Raw genomic sequence first — 17,016 nt, 5'->3', positions numbered from 1 at the left:
ATCAAGGAGATTATCCTTGATCTTTTTTTATTTCAGAGAATATAGGGATGGTAATCATTGTACTAGGACATAAATAGAAGTAAAACTCGTTATATTGTGGGGAAGTCAAATGAAGAGCTTACGTCCAATCCTAATTCCTAGACTACTTGTATTTTTACTGATTCTTTCAACAGGTTTATTAAATCATGTCATGCTTATTCCTAGCATTTTGAATGCTGCAGGAAGGGATGGCTGGATAAGCATTCTCGTTTCTTATCCAATCCTTTTAATCATGACGCTATTAATTTATTACATAGTAAAAAACTCTCCTAAAGAAGGGTTCTTCCACTTATTAAATAAAAAATGGCCCAGATGGCTTGTATTGTTATTTGCACTTCCACTTTGTTTATTTTTAATATCAAGTGCATATATCACTTTCAATGACTTAATACTATGGTTAAGTGCGTATTTCTTAGCAGATGTACCTTCATTTTTAGTGAAAGGAACTATTTTTATTATCTGCTTTTGTATTAGTTGGGCAGGTATCAAACACATGGCGATAGCGAGCGGCCTTTTATTACCCCTAGTGATGATTTTCGGATTTTTCATTGCCATTACGAATACAAATATGAAAGATCCCAGCCTCCTTTTGCCGATTCTAAGCCATGGATATGAACCAGTCATGAAAGGCATGATATATGTTTTAAGTGGATTATTAGAATTATATTTAATTATTTTGATCCAGCCATATAGTGAAGGTAAAATCAAATTTCATCATTTAATTGTTTTAGGGTTGATCTTTATGGGACTTATTTTTGGCCCATTAACGGCCTCCATTATGGAATTCGGACATGTAGAGGCTGCTTATTTAAGGTACCCAGCTTATGAACAATGGAGGATCCTTGCCATCGGGGAATTCATTACCCATTTAGACTTCTTTGCCCTTTATCAATGGTTATGTGGTGCGCTTATCAGAATTAGCCTATTTATGTTCTTTTTAGCCGCATTTTTCACAAAAAGTAACGGACAATATAGAATTTCGTTAAAAGTTTTAATCCCTTTATTCATTCTTTTATTTGGAATGATATTAATTGAGGTAGAAACCTACAATTTTTATAAATTTTTATATGACATTTTTTTCCCGTTATCCGTATTGCTTTTCTCGGGACAAATTATTATATCTGCCATCATTCTTCGATTCATTAAGTAAAGGATGTTCACTATGATGAAGCTCTCAAAAGAAAAAAAATGTCCGGAAGAAAGAGTGGATACCTTATCCGAATTAAAAAAGCTTTTTTCACGTAGTCAAGATTTAGTTATAAAACCACATCTTTTTAAGGATAAGGAAGTGACACTCGTTTACTTTGATAGCATGGTGGATCGGCACTATCTGGATCAGTATATCCTTTCTAAACTTGAAAATGCTCCAGAAGAATCCTATGTCAACAGATTCTTAAGTGCATTCCAAACGGACGAAATCACAGAGTCTCCTATGGACAAAATTTCCTCTTCATTATTTTTAGGTTATGTTCTTTTTTTTATAGACGATAAAATATTATCGATTCATGCTGGCGATCTTCCAAAACGCGGGCCAGAAGAGTCTTCCCTGGAAACATCCATACGTGGACCAAAAGATGGTTTTGTTGAAGATTTAAATACGAATATTTCACTCGTTAGAAGGCGGCTGTTTACTCCTTCTCTCTGTGTGGAGAAATATAAAATAGGCTCAAGAGCCAATACAGATATTGCCATTATGTATCTGGATGATGTCATAGACCAATCAATTTTAACAGAACTATATGCCAGATTGGAAAAAATTGATATTGATGTGGTAACGGGAAATCATCAAGTGGAGTCCCTATTAGATGATAACCCATATTCGGTCTTTACTAGCTTTGATTATACGGGAAGACCAGATTTCATCGTCGACTCATTAACTCAAGGGAGGTTTGCTCTGATTGTCGATGGATTTCCTACTGTTTCAATAGCTCCGGTCAATTTATTATTACAAACGAAATCTCCAGAAGACGCAAGCATTAATTATGTGTATGTTACCCTGGAACGGATCATCAGGTTGACCGGGCTATTAATTTCAGCGTTCTTACCCGGTTTATGGGTCGCTCTCTCATCGTACAATATTGAACAAATTCCTTTTCTCCTCGTTGCTACTATTTCAGTTTCCAGATTTGGTTTGCCTCTATCTGCTCCTGTTGAAATGTTCATCGTTTTATTCTTATTCGAATTCTTCAATGAAGCAGGTATTCGCCTTCCACGGGCTATTGGTCAAACCGTCTCTGTCCTGGGGGGACTTATCGTAGGAGATGCAGCAATTCGTGCAGGATTGACATCTCCAACGATGCTTGTCATCGGTGCCATAACCTATATTTCTTCCTTCACTCTCGTCAATCAATCTTTAAAAAATGCCACGACCATTGTAAGGTTCGTCGTATTACTTGTAAGCACATTTTTTGGGCTGTTTGGAGTTATCATGATATTCATATTAGTCCAGGTGTATATGGCTACCATAACTTCTTTCGGCATACCATACTCGAATATGGGTGTTATGAGCTTTAAAGAAACGATGCGATCTCTATTCAGATTACCAATCCAATTCTACAATCAACGCACCAATACGACTAACCCTAATGATAAAACAAGGAAAGGACAAACCCAGCATGAACAAAAAGATGAGTAAGATAACCATCATACTGTTTGTCATGGTTTTGACTGGTTGTACTGGATCAAAAAACATACAGGATTTAACCTATATTGTCTCGATTGGATTAGATTATGATGAAGAGAAGGATGAGTATACAGCATATGTTCAGGGATTGAATTTTGCCAATGTTGCGAAACAGGAAGGGGCAAGGCCAACAGAACCAATCCCAACATATATAGGATCTGCTAAAGGTAAGACGTTAAATATGGCTGTGAGTAAATTGTATAAATTATCAAGACCTCCATTATTTTTTGGTCATACGGAAACACTTGTATTGTCAAGGAACCTCATACAATATAAATTCAAAGAAGTATTAGAAGACGTGGGAAGGAACCGTTCTTTACGGCCAAGTTTAGAATTGTTTACGACAGATATGAACATGGAAGAGGTTTTTAGTGTCAAAGGATTATTTGATTACCCACCCGTATATACTGTTCTTCTAACTGAAGAACATTCAGAATATATACAAAACGATGTTGAATCAACAAGCTTGATGCATTTTTTAAGAACCTATTATGAACCGATGGGAACAGCATTGATTCCGAACGTTCGAATTGATGACCATTCCTGGACTGCGAAAGAAAAGATTCCTGCCCTCTATTTAGATGGATATAGTGTTTTTCAAAATGCTACTTTAAAAGGGAAAATCTCAGAGAAAGATTCAATGATTGTAGATTGGTTACTAAATAAGAAAAACGCATATAATTACCCTCTCTATAAAGGGGACGAACTTCTGTCAACCTTTAAATTATCTGCATCAAAGCCTAAGGTGAAATATAATAAAGAAGAATTCGGTTTTCCGAAATTCACAGTAGAAATTGGGGTAGAGGCAGAATTGTTAGAGAAGATTAGGGATGTTCCATATAAGGAATTACAATCGACTCTCCAACAATCACTAGAAGATAAAATAGAGAAAGTATACAACAAAGGCCTTCAGGAGCAGATGGATTTACTGAATGTCGGTGAGAAGTGGTTTAGACTCCACCCAAAAGAATTCAATGAGCTGGAAAAGAAAAACGCGTTTTATCTAACCGAAAATTCATTAGAGCAACTAAAGGTAAAGGTGAAAATCATACATTTTAATGCATATCGTTATAATAAAAAGCAGTATTGATAATCAGAAAGTAAGATGGAGGAAACACCAGTAATGGATGTTTTTTCTAATATATCTTTCATTTTTAAGTGATATTGCATAACATAAAGTTAGTAAAGAAAAAGGGAGGGGGCGCACACTATGAAAATAAGCATTTATTTATTGTTATTGGCAATTTCAGCAGTAGTGGCAATCGGTTGGAGCTGGAAAAGACTTCTTGACTTTAATACATATAAAAAACCCTTCTTAGAAGGAGTGGCGGTTCAGTTCGTTTTCTTGCTCTTTGCATCTGTCTGGTGGCTCATTACAGAGGATACTTCTGACGGGGTGATGGGTGTATTCTATTATTTTCTTGCATTCCTTACGATCATGGTTGTTCATGGGTTTACCCTTCACTATTTGTTTTCTAAGAAAAAGATGCAGGAGCGGGAAGAATGAATGTCATAGGTATCGATGCGGGAGGGACATTAACCAAAATCGTATATGAAGAAAAAGGAAGACGCCATTTTAAAACATTCTACAGTGATGACCATATTGAAATACAGAAATGCCTCAAGTTCCTCGCCCCGAATCATTTCCTTTACCTGACTGGGGGGAAGGCGGAGAACTGGAGGAAATCGTTCCCTCGTGCACATATCGTGGACGAGTTTCAGGCGGTATATAAAGGGACCGAGATGCTCCTGAAAAAGGAAAGACAAGAGCTGAAACAATATATTCTCATCAATATCGGAACAGGCACATCCTTCTTTAGGGTTGATGAGAAAGGATGTGAGAGGCTGCTTGGCAGTGGTTTAGGCGGAGGTACTATTTTAGGGCTGGGATCCATCCTGACGGGATTATCTGACTATTTCAATCTTGTTTCGTTATCTACAAAGGGTAAAAGAGAAAAGGTCGATCTTCTGGTTGGTGACATTTATGAAAAAGGAGATTCCCCCATTCCTGATCATCTGACCGCATCTAATTTCGGTAAAGGAACGATGTCTCTAGAAAAAGCAGACTTAATGAGAGCCTTGACGAATATGATAGCGGAAACCATCATCCTTCTGGCATCACATGCGGCAAAACAGTACCAAATGAATACTTTCGTTTTTGTTGGGAGCGCATTGGAAGCAAACACAGCTTTTAAAGAGGACCTAACACAATTTCAAGATATGCTTTCCTATACCGCTGTATTTCCCGATATGGGCTCATACGCAGGTAGCCTGGGGGCTTATCAGATAGGAATGGAGGGACAGGATTCACAAAATAGACAATGAATCTTGCCTGTGGCAATTGTTTTTTCAGCTCCTTTTTACTAACATAGAGTGGTAGATAGATAATATCGGAGGAGATAATAGATGTCCAAAACCAAAACATTCATTGTGGTGATGACCATCATCGGGATTCTCCTTGCAGGTTGCAGCAATAGTGACTTTCAAGCGGAGACAAATTATAAAGTGAAAGATTTTTCCTATACGAACCAGAATGATAAACAAGTCAGTTTAAATGATTTAAAAGGTCAGGTATGGATTGCGGATTTCATATTTACAAGCTGCGAAACGGTATGCCCTCCAATGACATACAACTTAACAAAGTTACAGACAAAGCTTAAAGAAGAAGGTGTAAAGGATTATAAGATTGTTTCCTTCAGTGTTGATCCTGAAACAGACACACCGGACGCATTGCGTGAGTACATATCCAACTTTGAAGCAGACACCAGTAAATGGGACCTCCTTACAGGCTACAAGTTCGAAGAAGTAAAAGACTTAGCAGAACACTCCTTCCGGTCCATTGTAGCGGACGATCCCAATTCCGATCAGATGATTCATGGCACCAGCTTTTATCTAGTAAACCAGGAAGGCACCGTGGTGAAAACGTATAGTGGTAATAGTGATGTTCCTTATGATGAAATTGCTCTAGATATGAAAACATTAATTAAAGAGGGATCCAAGTAAATTGCTCAGGAGAATCACTTATAAACAAGTGATTCTCTTTTTTAAATGATTCCCCATTCCAATATTAGGATGATAACGACTATAATAATAAAAAGGATAGGGGGATTGTTATAATGATGAAGATACGTCCAATAGAAGTGAAAGATGCTGAAAGAGTAGTGGAAATCATGCGCCAAAAAGCGGTTCTGCCTAATATTATTGCTTTGCCGAGTTTACGAACAGATAAATTTGAGGAGCGATTAAAGAACCCATCTCCTAATCAGCATGACTTTGTAGCAGAAGTGGATGGCCTAGTAGTGGGTCTTTGCGGGTTAAACCAAGGGAGCGGAAGGCGTGCACATACTGGAAGTTTATTCGTCTTTATCGATGAACATTATCATGGGAGAGGGATCGGTACGGGACTCATCCAAAACGCAATTGACTTGGCGGATAATTGGTTAAGAATCGAGCGGATTGAATTGACCGTCATCGATGTCAACACAAAGGCGAAAACGTTATATGAGAGATTAGGTTTCAAGAATGAAGGGTTTAAGTGTGGCTCCATTGTTCAAAACGGGCGCTTAGCCGGGGAATATTGCATGGCAAGGTTTCGCCCGGGGGGGTCGATTGAGAAGGAAAATGATAAAATGAAAGAATCTCAAACTAACTGATAGGATAGAAGGTGAAACCTTATTCGAAATTCAAAAGGAATGCTGATATTTGATGTATTCATCACTCTTTTCATTCTCATATGGGTGGTGAAATCCTTCTCTGATGGTGATGTGTGGAGAGGATTGCTATTTGGGGCTTGCTTTGTGGTAATGGCAGGAGTTCTGATCAAAAGGTTTATAAAGAAAGGATAGAAAAGAGGTGTGGGGATGGCTAAGAGATATTATACGATTGGGATGGCTGGACATATCGATCATGGAAAGACAACCCTTACAAAAGCTCTTACGTCTGTTGATACCGACCGTCTTAAAGAAGAAAAAGAGCGAAGTATCTCTATCGAACCCGGATATGCCCCCTTCTATATGGATGATCATCTTGAAGTCTCCGTAGTTGATGTTCCTGGTCATGAGCGTTTTATTAGACAAATGATTGCGGGTGTGGCGGGGATTGATCTGGTCGTGCTGGTTGTCGCTGCAGATGAGGGTGTGATGCCTCAAACGAAGGAGCATCTCGATATACTGTCTCTACTGGGTGTTAAGCAGGGAATTATAGTGTTGTCGAAGATTTCTAAAATTGATGAAGAAATAAGAGAGTTGGCACTTGAAGAGATAATGGAAGAATTGAAAGGAACCGTTTTTGAAGGTTCACCCGTTCTTTTGGTGGACAGTTTGACGGGAGAAGGAGTGGGTGAGCTTAGAGAAACCATCATTTCTGTTATAAGGGGACTGCCTTCAAGGAATATTTCCGGTGAATTTCGATTACCTGTCGATCAGGCCTTTACAATAAAAGGGCAGGGAACAGTGGTAAGGGGAACTATTTATGAAGGCAGTTTGGTAACGGGTCAGGAATTGGTGATCTTACCAATGGGTATACATACAAAAGCTAAACAAATCCAGGTCCACCATCATAGGGCTGAAAAGGGATATGCTGGTCAACGTGCCGCCGTCAATCTTTCTGGTGTGGACTATAAAGAGCTCAAACGGGGAAATGTACTTGTGGCCACCCCTCATCTTTATGTGACGGACACCATTGATGTATGCCTGAACATATTAAATCATGTCAGGCAAATAAAGCAGAGAATGCCCATTATGGTTCATGCTGGTACTTCAGAGGTTATGGGCAAGCTTGTTTTCTTTGATCGAAATAGTGTAAATGTCAACACAAACCCTGGAAGCATCCTTTGTCAGATTCGCCTGGATGAATACATTATGGTTAAAAGGGGAGACCGATTTATCATTAGGAGGCCTTCCCCGGTTGAAACCATCGGTGGAGGATGGGTTCTTCAGCCAAAGGGTGGTAAATATCGTTTTGGAGAAGAGACGATAGCCCTTCTTCAATCCGAAATGGATGGGAATCCAAGAGATCGGGTATTAAATGTTCTGAACCGACATAAATCTGCAGAGAGGGATTCTCTAATGAAAGAAGCATCCCTGTCAGAAAGTAGTATGAGAGAATTTCTCCAAGAACAGGATTGGGTCGTCCTTTCTGATTCCACAGTCACTCATAGAACGATTGTGAACGAGTGCCGTCATGAGATTGAATCGGTCCTCTTGAAGTTCCATAAAGATTCCCCGTTATTAAAGGGACTCAATATCGGGGAATTAAAGCAACATTTAAAAGAATATCCAGGTGCACTGATTGATCATGCATTGGAAAAAGGAAAGTGGAAACAAGAAGGTGGACGTCTTCATTTAGAAGGTTTTTCTCCTCAATTACCCATTGAATGGGAGAAACGATGCAGTCAGCTCCTTTCAATGATGGAAAATGACGGAACCAAGGTGAAAGACATGGAAGAGTATTTCAAACAGATGGGGATACCGGAAAAATGGCGTTCGGACTTTTATCATTTTTTCGTGCAGGAGAAGAAAATCGTCCCACTGGATGATCGGAAAGCTTATTCAATCCGAGTATTTACCGATGCTGTAGTACGATTAAAAAGACACACCAAAGATACCTTTCACATAAGTGAAGCCAAAGAAGTGTTGGACTTATCCAGAAAGTATATGATACCTTTTTTGGAGAAGCTTGATAAAGAAGGATTGACGATTCGTATAGAAGATAAACGTAAATGGGTTCGCACTGAGGTTTAAGAGGTCGGGAAAAACATTGAAACATCGTAATTTTATTGAAAAGGAATTAAAATGAAAAATGGCTGCTAAGTGTTTTGTAACAAATAGGAAAGTAGGCTCTTGTTTATGAATGAATTATGGAGCGCATTTGGATGGGTTCTCCCAATCATTTTCATTGTGACGGTTTCCCTTATCTTTGCGGTCTCCTTTTGGAAGAAAAGAAAAGGGAAAGGCAGATGGATGAACCTGCTCCCGATCTTATTTACGTGCATTTCAATCGGGGGCATCTGTTTGATTACCCTGACTCCAGTGACTGGAGAACATGTGAGTGAAGGGGCTGTGAACTTCGATCCTTTCTCCAATCTGAAAATAAATTTAATTTATCGAAAGCATCTGGATGTCCCAATCAGGAATCTCCTCGCCAATATATTGTTGTTTATCCCCTTCTCTTTTTTTCTGTCATGGTGGATGAGGCATTCAAAACAACTGATCATCATGGTCACATTTTTAGGCGGACTATTATCGTTCGGTATAGAACTGGCCCAATATTATCTGCCTTTGGGGAGAGCGACGGATATTGATGATTGGATCATGAATACGCTGGGAGCCTTTATCGGTGGTGTAGTTTTTGCCTTCGCTCGAACGATCTATACCTTATTAAAAATCAATAAAATAATCCGGTGAAAGCGTCGAATTTATGTCGACGCTTTCTTTGAATTCATTCTTCATTTCACCTCAAACTTTCATTGTGTATGTATAGTCCTTTCCCTTAAACAAAAGCTAACAAAAATTAGGAAGGGGGAGTTCACGTGTTACTAAAATGGTTGAAATGGATGATGATCTTTGCGGGATTCTTCACCGTATTATTTCTTGTGATGCATTGGGATGTGAAACATGGTGCGAAAAGCTATACGAGAACTCATCCTATGACAGAGACCCTTTCACACAACGCTACGATTGATATTTATAATACAGGCAAAAGCTTTTATGAAGATCTCTTTAAAGACATTGAGAACGCAAAAGGACACATCTGGATCCATTTTTTTATCATCCGAGATGATAAGGTATCCAATGAGTTTTTTGATCTATTGATTGAAAAGGCTAGAAAAGGAGTTGACGTGCGTCTATCGGTCGATTTTTTAGGGTCAGATATAGAAAAAGATACTATCCATAAAATGGAGAAGGGTGGAGTTGAAATCGTGAAAAGCAGGTCCATCTCCATGAAGAATGCGTTTTATTCCCTTCACCATCGGAACCATCGCAGGCTTATCTCTATAGACGAGGATATAGCTTATATTGGAGGCTTCAATATGGGTGATGAGTATCTAGGAAAAGATCCAAAGTTTGGGTACTGGAGGGATTACCATATCCGGTTGAGTGGAAATGCAGGAAGTGAAGTATATCAGCAGTTTAAAAGGGATTGGTTAGAGGACGGTGGTAGCAGCATAAAAAGTATTCAGCTGCACTATTCTTCAGAAGAAAACAATGAAGGGAATGTTCATTTCATTTTCTCTACTGGTGAAACTCTTGTTAATAAAACCATCGATTGGATCAATGAAGCAAAAGAGAGCGTGACGATCACTACCCCATATTTTATCCCGAACAAAAATCTTGTTACTGCATTGAAAAGAGCTGTGAAGAGAGGTGTCGAGGTGAATATCCTTGTACCTGATGATACGGATGCCTGGTTCACAAAGCCTCCCAGCTACCAGATAGAAAAAGACCTTTTAGAAAAAGGCGTGAATCTTTACTTGTATCAGAAAGGTTTTTTCCATGGGAAGATCATTGTTGTTGATCATGCATGGGCAGACGTAGGTACAGCCAACTGGGACCCCCGCAGCTTCTACTTGAATGATGAGAGCAATTGTATTATTCGGGATGAAGCGGCTGCCAGGAAGTTGGAATCCTTTATCGAGAAGGATATGAAAGATAGTGAAAAGCTTACGGAAAAAGCGTTTGAGGAAATACCAGTATGGGAGAAAGCATTGCAAAGAACTCCAAAATGGCTTTATTATTATTTTTAATAACCTGTTGAGTAGTGGGTCACGGATGATAAAATTTCTGTTGAATAAGAAAATATGGTAAAGTGTTCTCATATAGTGGATATATAAACATTTTACTGAGGAAAGGGATTGTCCATGAGCGAGCTCTTGTTTATAGCTTTGTTTGTTCTTTCGGTAATGTCCTTTACGTTTTTTAATGTATCGAAGAAGAAACGTGTTTCAAAGTATCACAGGTCGGTAGCAGTCACGATTGTGATCTTCTCTGTAATCGGCATGATGTTGACGGTCCTTTTTTACCTGCCCAACGCATCTTGAAGTCCACAGGATAACATTGAAAGCGAAAGACACAAGAGAGGGGGTCTCAAGTGTCTTTTTTTTATGAATAAAAGCTAATATGTACAAATGAAGACATCCTCTATAAATTAGTTGCATCAAAATGGGTGTGAATTTGATATGATAAGAGCTGGATTTATTCCAACCAATTGGAAGATATAAACGGAATCAGCAAAGAAACGAGACTGATCGTGCTATTGGCAATAAAGGAGAATACAGATGAAAGCTGCAATGATATTTGATATGGATGGGACGATATTTCAAACAAATCGTATACTGGAAGCTTCCCTTCATGATACCTTCGAAATACTTAGAGAAGAGGGAAAGTGGAAGGATGAAACTCCGATTGAGGCATATCGGGAAATTATGGGGGTACCCCTTTCGGTTGTGTGGGAAACCCTTTTACCTGACCATCCCAATGACGTTCTTGGAAACGTGAATAAAGTATTTCAAGATAAACTGATTCATAACATCCAGGGTGGTAAGGGAGCCCTATATCCCCATACAGAGGCTCTGCTTTCCTATTTGAAAGAAAGGGGATATCCAATCTTTGTGGCAAGTAACGGCTATCCTCATTATTTACATGCGATTGTGGAGTATTACTCATTGGATCGATGGGTCACATCTATTTACAGCATACAGGAAATTGAGTCTGATGATAAAGGCGATTTGATAAAAAAAGTGAAAGAGGATCATCAACTCACTCACGGTGTCGTGATAGGGGATAGAGCGTCGGATTTTAAGGGTGCTGCAGTGAATCACTTCCTTTCGATCGGCTGTGCTTTTGATTTTTCCCAGGAAGAAGAGTTACTTGAAGCCGATATAGTGATCAGGGATTTGTTGGAGATTAGAGACTATTTGGAAGAAGTTAAATGAATTCGGTGGAAAAAGGGGGAGTTCAATGGAGGGCGAAAAACTGGCCGTATTGAATGAATTTGGAGACAGGCTTGGAGTTGCAAGCCGTTCAGAGGTACATGAAATGGGGTATTGGCATGAAACCTTTCACTGCTGGCTGGCACATCGTGTCGAAAACAGTCAGGAGATCTATATCTATTTTCAATTAAGAAGTGATGATAAAAAAGATTTTCCAAGTTTATTGGATATAACGGCCGCCGGACATATTTTGTATGATGAGAAGATTGAAGACGGGGTGAGGGAAGTTCATGAAGAGCTGGGGATTACCGTTACGTTTGAAGAGTTACAGCCACTGGGAATCGTAAAGGGGGAACTGGTTCAGGAGGCTATGATTGACAGGGAGTTTACACATGTTTTTCTCTATTCAGAACAAGTAGCTTATGATGAATTTGAGCTGGATCCAGATGAAGTTTCAGGTATTTTTCGTTCAACCCTTGCAGATTTTAAGGCGCTCGTAACGCATGAGAAAAAAGAGATGGATATAGAGGGCTTCATCGTTCATTCTTCAGGTGATAGAGAATGTATTCAGAAAAAGGCGGAATACAGGCATTTTGTTCCTCACGAAAGGTCCTATCTCCTTGATATCATTGAACGCATATCAACACATGTATAAGAAAGTAATGCATCCTTCCCATAGTCATTTTGCATAACAAAAGCTATCATTATAAGTTGGAACATACATAGACAATTATTAGAGTAGGGGGACACAATTGAACGGTACGTCACATATGGCAATTGGAGCAGCAACAGGATTTATTGTGGCCAACTCATTTGAGTCAGGTCCAGCGATAACCACAACACTAGTAGCAATAGGCGGGGTGTCCGGACTCATGCCTGACATGGATATCGACGGAAAGCTCAGTAATAAGGTTACTTTTTCACCTAAAATGATCAGAGCGGTCGCTCAGATCATTGGATTTCTAATGATGGTATACAGCTACCTTGAAGGAATAGGAAATGAAAGATGGTTAGGGATCGGGTATGGAGCAGGTTTGATGGTCCTCTCGAGCTTCATTACTCAGAGAAGGATGCTCATGATTACAGGAATCGGTGTAATAGCCTGCGGTTGGCAATTGAATGAAACATGGTTATGGTTTTTGGGGACTTATATTTTCATTGCCTCATTTGTTCCACATCGGAGTTATACCCACTCGATTCTGGGAATCGTATTCTATGGGGTGATTGCACAATATCTGGAAGAGTCATTGATGATTGAAGGCGTCTTCGAAGCGTGTATCATAGGATATATCAGTCATCTTATTGCTGATATGAAATTCCTTCCCTTTAATAAGAAAGGCATCAAGCTGTTCCTTCCTTTTTCGTCAAAAGAATTCTAACATATGTTTACAGCCTATTGACCATTATTTACCTATGTATTAAAATGATGGAAAATATATTGTAATGCGATGATGAAGAAGAGTAGGCGATCGAAACATTTTAGAGAACTGATGGTTGGTGAGAATCAGTATGCTGACGTCGTTGAATGGGCTTATGAGCATCCATGCTGAAATAAAGTAGGTAATGGCGGAGTGTCTCACCGGTAAAAGAGGCGATGTATCGGAGGAAGCTCTGGTACAGATAAGTGCGTTTACACATTGTAAGCGAATGAAGGTGGCACCACGGGTTTCCCGTCCTTTTACAGGGTATGGGGAGCCCTTTTTGTGTTCATTTATTAACTTTAGCGGGGGGATCAGTGGTGAGTAAACAAGTTTTGACAGGGATTAAACCAACAGGTCACATTCATTTAGGAAATTATGTTGGTGCGATTAAACCGGCATTGAGATTAGCAGAAATTGAATCCTACAACGTAGCTTATTTTGTTGCGGATTACCATGGTCTAACGAAAATTCATAATCAAGCTGAAATGAAAGAACTCTCATATGGAGTGGCGGCAACGTGGCTTGCATTAGGTTTGGATCCTGATCGAGCGGTCTTTTATCGCCAATCTGATGTACCTGAAATCTTCGAATTAAGCTGGATCCTCGCTTGCTTTGCTCCTAAGGGCTTAATGAACCGTGCCCATGCATATAAATCGATGGTCGATGATAATCAAAAGGGTGGAAGAGAAATAGACAATGGAGTCAATATGGGTATGTTCACCTATCCAATATTGATGGCCGCGGACATTCTCCTATTCCGGACGGAACTGGTTCCGGTTGGGAAGGATCAAATTCAACATGTGGAAATAGCAAGGGACATAGCTGAAACCTTTAATAAAATATACAGGGAGACCTTTGTCCTTCCCGAGTATGTCATACAGGAAGAAACATCCGTTCTTCCGGGATTTGATGGACGCAAGATGAGTAAAAGCTATAACAATACAATCCCATTGTTTGAAGAACCGAAAAAACTTCAAAAACTGATCAATAAGATCAAGACAGATTCTTCTCTCCCTGAGGAGCCTAAGGATCCCGAAACATCTGTCATATTCTCACTTTATCAAGAATTTGCAACAGTTGATCAAGTTGAGAAGATGAAAGTGAGGTTCAAAGAAGGGATCGGATGGGGAGAAGCGAAGAAAGAGCTCTTTCAAGTCATGAATTCATTTATTGAAAAACCCCGCTCAAAATATGAAGAACTGATGGCCAATCCACACGTGCTGGATACCATACTAAATGCAGGCGCGAAAAAGGCCCGTGAAACCACGATTCCGTTCCTGAGGGAAATTAAGAAGAAAATGGGAATTTATCATTGAATCTCCACTGAGAAATAGGATTGGGTGCGTTATTTTTTCAGATAATTCTTAATTGTTATTGACATTTCATCGTCATTGTTATAAGTTATGGGAAAGTTATTTTCCACAAATTCATATAGTTTCTTATCAAGAGAGGTAGAGGGACTGGCCCGAAGACACCTCAGCAACCAGCCAAAGAGGCATGGTGCTAATTCCAGCAAGTTGATGTCAACTTGGACGATAAGAGGGAGAACGAATGTATAAAACCTTCTTATTTTCAATAAGAAGGTTTTTTTGTTTTTCCCCTTTTCATTTTCAAGGAAAGAAAAGGAGAGAAGAATGTTGAGAAAACATATTGATACTTTATTAGTCCAGGCAGGCAACCGGAGTGATCCTGGAACCGGAGCTGTCAGCATGCCACTTCACTTATCTACAGCATTTGAACATAAAGGGATCGGTCAATCCACCGGCTATGATTATACGAGGACAGGAAATCCTACCAGGAAGACCTTGGAAGAAACACTTGCCCAACTGGAGGATGGACATAGAGGATTTGCATTCAGTTCTGGAATGGCGGCCATCCAGGCGATACTTGGTTTATTCTCAAGCGGGGATGAATTGATTGTTTCGAAGGACCTTTATGGGGGAAGCTATCGTTTATTCATACAGTACGAAGCCCAGTATAATATCAAGTTTCACTTTGTCGAAACAAGTGACAATGAATTGATAAAAAGACATATTTCAAACAGAACCAAGGCCATTTTTCTTGAAACCCCAACCAATCCATTGATGAACGAAGCAACTATTGATGAAGTAGCTGGTTTAGCAAAAGAAAACGGGTTGCTATTAATAGTCGATAATACATTTTATACCCCTGTACTTCAAAAGCCACTTACTCAGGGAGCAGACATTGTAATTCATAGTGCAACGAAATACCTTGGTGGCCATAATGATGTGCTGGCAGGAGCCGTGATCGTAAACACAGAGAAGTTGGCGGAAGATATTTATACCATTCAGAATTCAATCGGAGCGGTTCTTGCCCCCTTTGATTGCTGGCTCTTATTAAGAGGGATGAAGACCCTTAGCCTCAGAATGGCACAGCACGAAAAAAATGCAAGACAAATAGCCGAATACCTTGAAGAGCATGATGGTGTAACAGACGTACTTTATCCCGGAAGAGGCGGGATGCTTTCCTTCCGTATCGAAAAAGAAGAATGGATTGCTCCTTTTCTCAAGCATTTAAACGTGATTACGTTTGCTGAAAGTTTAGGAGGCGTGGAAAGCTTTATCACTTACCCAGCTACACAGACGCATGCAGATATTCCTGAAGAGGAACGGATGATGTTGGGGATCTGCAATAGACTCCTGAGGTTTTCTGTAGGAATTGAGTTTATCGATGACCTGATAGCAGACTTGGAGAATGTTTTTCATCAATTGGAGAAAGAGGTGCCAGCGTATGAGTAAAAAACCATTTTCACTTCAGACGTCACTCATTCATTCTCACGGATTTGATAAAGAAACAGGAGCGGTCTCTACGCCTATTCAGCACGCCACTACTTTCCATCAACAGGATTTCGACCAATACGGGACCTACGATTACAGCCGTTCTGGCAATCCGACCAGGGAAACGGTTGAAGAAACGATAGCAGAGTTGGAAGGAGGGATAAAAGGCTTTGCCTTTTCATCCGGTATGGCGGCAATCTCAACAAGCTTCTTATTGTTATCAAGCGGCGATCACGTCCTCGTATCCGAAGAAGTATACGGTGGGACATACAGGATGATCACTGAAGTCCTTACAAAGTTTGGTATCGAATACTCCTTTGTGAACATGAAGGACCTGCACGAAGTAGCTTGTTCAATTAGGCACAATACAAAGGTTATTTATATGGAGACGCCTTCAAATCCACTTTTAAACATCACTGATATTGAAGGGGTTGTGAAGCTTGCGAAGGCAAATAACTGCTTGACGTTCCTGGATAATACATTTATGACACCCCTGTTGCAAAGACCAATCAGTCTGGGAGTAGATGTTGTCCTACACAGTGCGACGAAATTCCTTGCAGGGCACAGTGATGTTTTAGCAGGGCTTGCCGTAACGGGAAACGAGGAGATTGCCGGAAAACTAGCTTTCCTGCAAAACTCATTTGGAGCGGTCCTCGGAGTCCAGGATTGCTGGCTGCTCTTAAGAGGGATGAAAACCCTGCACGTACGATTAAAGGAATCCTCAGAATCTGCTTATAAGATTGCGAGCTTCTTAGAAAGCAGGAAAGAAGTTGAGGAAGTATATTATCCTGGTCTGAGCTATCATCCTGGGCGTGAAATCCAGGTCCGTCAGGCAGAGGGTCCAGGAGCGGTGCTTTCCTTTCGATTGAGAGGAGAGGAGGAAGTAAAGCAACTGATACAACATGTGAATATTCCGGTGTTTGCTGTAAGTTTAGGAGCTGTTGAATCAATCCTTTCCTATCCATCGAGAATGTCCCATGCTTCCATGCCAAAAGCCGAACGGGAAAGAAGAGGCATTACAGATGGCTTACTGAGGTTATCCGTAGGACTTGAAAACGCAGAAGAATTGATAAAGGACCTTGAAAAAGGTCTAGACAGTATCCATAAGATCAAACGAAACAATGTCATAAATTTATAATAAAGGAG

Annotated in this window: 16 protein-coding genes, 1 riboswitch and 1 other annotated feature; all 16 genes read left to right on the top strand. The window is 39.9% G+C overall.

Annotated features, from left to right (window positions below; genetic code table 11):
- Positions 1-109 precede the first annotated feature (109 nt).
- The 16 genes from ACIGG7_RS21265 to metC all read left to right on the top strand — a co-directional run bounded on the left by ACIGG7_RS21265 (position 110) and on the right by metC (position 17,008).
- Positions 110-1,189: an endospore germination permease gene (locus ACIGG7_RS21265; RefSeq protein WP_224940994.1), complete on the top strand. Its 1,080-nt coding sequence runs from the start codon at positions 110-112 to the stop codon at positions 1,187-1,189.
- Positions 1,190-1,201: 12 nt separating this feature from the next.
- Complete coding sequence (locus ACIGG7_RS21260) at positions 1,202-2,674, top strand: spore germination protein (RefSeq protein WP_397550981.1); 1,473 nt, start codon at positions 1,202-1,204, stop codon at positions 2,672-2,674.
- Positions 2,655-3,812 (top strand): Ger(x)C family spore germination protein, encoded by a 1,158-nt coding sequence (locus ACIGG7_RS21255; protein ID WP_224940992.1) that lies wholly within the window; start codon positions 2,655-2,657, stop codon positions 3,810-3,812. Before ACIGG7_RS21260 ends, ACIGG7_RS21255 begins: the two co-directional genes overlap by 20 nt.
- 120 nt (positions 3,813-3,932) lie before the next feature.
- On the top strand, positions 3,933-4,229 hold the full coding sequence (locus tag ACIGG7_RS21250) for a hypothetical protein (RefSeq protein WP_224940991.1): 297 nt from the start codon (positions 3,933-3,935) through the stop codon (positions 4,227-4,229).
- Positions 4,226-5,047, top strand: coding sequence for a type II pantothenate kinase (gene coaW, locus ACIGG7_RS21245; RefSeq protein WP_224940990.1), 822 nt, complete (start codon positions 4,226-4,228; stop codon positions 5,045-5,047). The genes ACIGG7_RS21250 and coaW overlap by 4 nt, the downstream gene beginning before the upstream one ends.
- 81 nt (positions 5,048-5,128) lie before the next feature.
- A complete protein-coding gene (locus tag ACIGG7_RS21240) occupies positions 5,129-5,725 on the top strand; it encodes an SCO family protein (protein ID WP_224940989.1) in 597 nt (198 codons plus the stop codon).
- Positions 5,726-5,838: 113 nt separating this feature from the next.
- The gene (locus ACIGG7_RS21235; RefSeq protein ID WP_224940988.1) at positions 5,839-6,375 is read left to right on the top strand and encodes a GNAT family N-acetyltransferase; all 537 of its coding nucleotides are present in this window, start codon (positions 5,839-5,841) and stop codon (positions 6,373-6,375) included.
- A gap of 207 nt (positions 6,376-6,582) precedes the next feature.
- Positions 6,583-8,463 carry a selenocysteine-specific translation elongation factor gene (gene selB, locus ACIGG7_RS21230; protein ID WP_397550980.1) on the top strand — a complete coding sequence of 627 codons (1,881 nt, stop codon included), beginning with the start codon at positions 6,583-6,585 and terminating at the stop codon, positions 8,461-8,463.
- A gap of 105 nt (positions 8,464-8,568) precedes the next feature.
- The gene (locus ACIGG7_RS21225; RefSeq protein ID WP_224940986.1) at positions 8,569-9,126 is read left to right on the top strand and encodes a VanZ family protein; all 558 of its coding nucleotides are present in this window, start codon (positions 8,569-8,571) and stop codon (positions 9,124-9,126) included.
- Between the two features lie 125 nt (positions 9,127-9,251).
- Positions 9,252-10,466: a cardiolipin synthase gene (gene cls, locus ACIGG7_RS21220; protein ID WP_224940985.1), complete on the top strand. Its 1,215-nt coding sequence runs from the start codon at positions 9,252-9,254 to the stop codon at positions 10,464-10,466.
- Between the two features lie 531 nt (positions 10,467-10,997).
- Positions 10,998-11,654, top strand: coding sequence for an HAD family hydrolase (locus ACIGG7_RS21215; RefSeq protein WP_397550979.1), 657 nt, complete (start codon positions 10,998-11,000; stop codon positions 11,652-11,654).
- A 25-nt stretch (positions 11,655-11,679) separates the two neighbouring features.
- Positions 11,680-12,306: an NUDIX hydrolase gene (locus tag ACIGG7_RS21210; RefSeq protein ID WP_397550978.1), complete on the top strand. Its 627-nt coding sequence runs from the start codon at positions 11,680-11,682 to the stop codon at positions 12,304-12,306.
- A 97-nt stretch (positions 12,307-12,403) separates the two neighbouring features.
- A complete protein-coding gene (locus tag ACIGG7_RS21205; RefSeq protein ID WP_397550977.1) occupies positions 12,404-13,030 on the top strand; it encodes a metal-dependent hydrolase in 627 nt (208 codons plus the stop codon).
- 60 nt (positions 13,031-13,090) lie between these two features.
- Positions 13,091-13,332, top strand: a binding site (T-box leader).
- 57 nt (positions 13,333-13,389) lie between these two features.
- Positions 13,390-14,388, top strand: a complete 999-nt coding sequence (locus ACIGG7_RS21200; RefSeq protein ID WP_397550976.1) for a tryptophan--tRNA ligase — start codon at positions 13,390-13,392, stop codon at positions 14,386-14,388.
- Positions 14,389-14,508: 120 nt separating this feature from the next.
- Positions 14,509-14,614, top strand: a riboswitch (SAM riboswitch).
- A 92-nt stretch (positions 14,615-14,706) separates the two neighbouring features.
- Positions 14,707-15,831 (top strand): methionine biosynthesis PLP-dependent protein, encoded by a 1,125-nt coding sequence (locus tag ACIGG7_RS21195; protein WP_224940979.1) that lies wholly within the window; start codon positions 14,707-14,709, stop codon positions 15,829-15,831.
- Positions 15,824-17,008: a cystathionine beta-lyase gene (metC, locus tag ACIGG7_RS21190; protein ID WP_397550975.1), complete on the top strand. Its 1,185-nt coding sequence runs from the start codon at positions 15,824-15,826 to the stop codon at positions 17,006-17,008. Before ACIGG7_RS21195 ends, metC begins: the two co-directional genes overlap by 8 nt.
- Positions 17,009-17,016: the final 8 nt, after the last annotated feature.

It is taken from the genome of Rossellomorea sp. NPDC077527 (assembly GCF_044542955.1).
GTDB classification, from domain to species: Bacteria; Bacillota; Bacilli; order Bacillales; family Bacillaceae_B; genus Rossellomorea; species Rossellomorea aquimaris_E.
This window is presented reverse-complemented; position numbering and strand designations above follow the sequence as displayed.

Bases quoted from the DNA above. Each gene is read 5' to 3' on its own strand.
- coaW (WP_224940990.1), top strand. From the start codon at position 4,226: ATGAATGTCATAGGTATCGATGCGGGAGGGACATTAACCAAAATCGTA.
- ACIGG7_RS21210 (WP_397550978.1), top strand. From the start codon at position 11,680: ATGGAGGGCGAAAAACTGGCCGTATTGAATGAATTTGGAGACAGGCTT.
- ACIGG7_RS21240 (WP_224940989.1), top strand. From the start codon at position 5,129: ATGTCCAAAACCAAAACATTCATTGTGGTGATGACCATCATCGGGATT.
- ACIGG7_RS21255 (WP_224940992.1), top strand. From the start codon at position 2,655: ATGAACAAAAAGATGAGTAAGATAACCATCATACTGTTTGTCATGGTT.
- ACIGG7_RS21235 (WP_224940988.1), top strand. From the start codon at position 5,839: ATGATGAAGATACGTCCAATAGAAGTGAAAGATGCTGAAAGAGTAGTG.
- selB (WP_397550980.1), top strand. From the start codon at position 6,583: ATGGCTAAGAGATATTATACGATTGGGATGGCTGGACATATCGATCAT.
- ACIGG7_RS21250 (WP_224940991.1), top strand. From the start codon at position 3,933: ATGAAAATAAGCATTTATTTATTGTTATTGGCAATTTCAGCAGTAGTG.
- ACIGG7_RS21195 (WP_224940979.1), top strand. From the start codon at position 14,707: ATGTTGAGAAAACATATTGATACTTTATTAGTCCAGGCAGGCAACCGG.
- ACIGG7_RS21225 (WP_224940986.1), top strand. From the start codon at position 8,569: ATGAATGAATTATGGAGCGCATTTGGATGGGTTCTCCCAATCATTTTC.
- ACIGG7_RS21260 (WP_397550981.1), top strand. From the start codon at position 1,202: ATGATGAAGCTCTCAAAAGAAAAAAAATGTCCGGAAGAAAGAGTGGAT.
- metC (WP_397550975.1), top strand. From the start codon at position 15,824: ATGAGTAAAAAACCATTTTCACTTCAGACGTCACTCATTCATTCTCAC.
- ACIGG7_RS21265 (WP_224940994.1), top strand. From the start codon at position 110: ATGAAGAGCTTACGTCCAATCCTAATTCCTAGACTACTTGTATTTTTA.
- ACIGG7_RS21215 (WP_397550979.1), top strand. From the start codon at position 10,998: ATGAAAGCTGCAATGATATTTGATATGGATGGGACGATATTTCAAACA.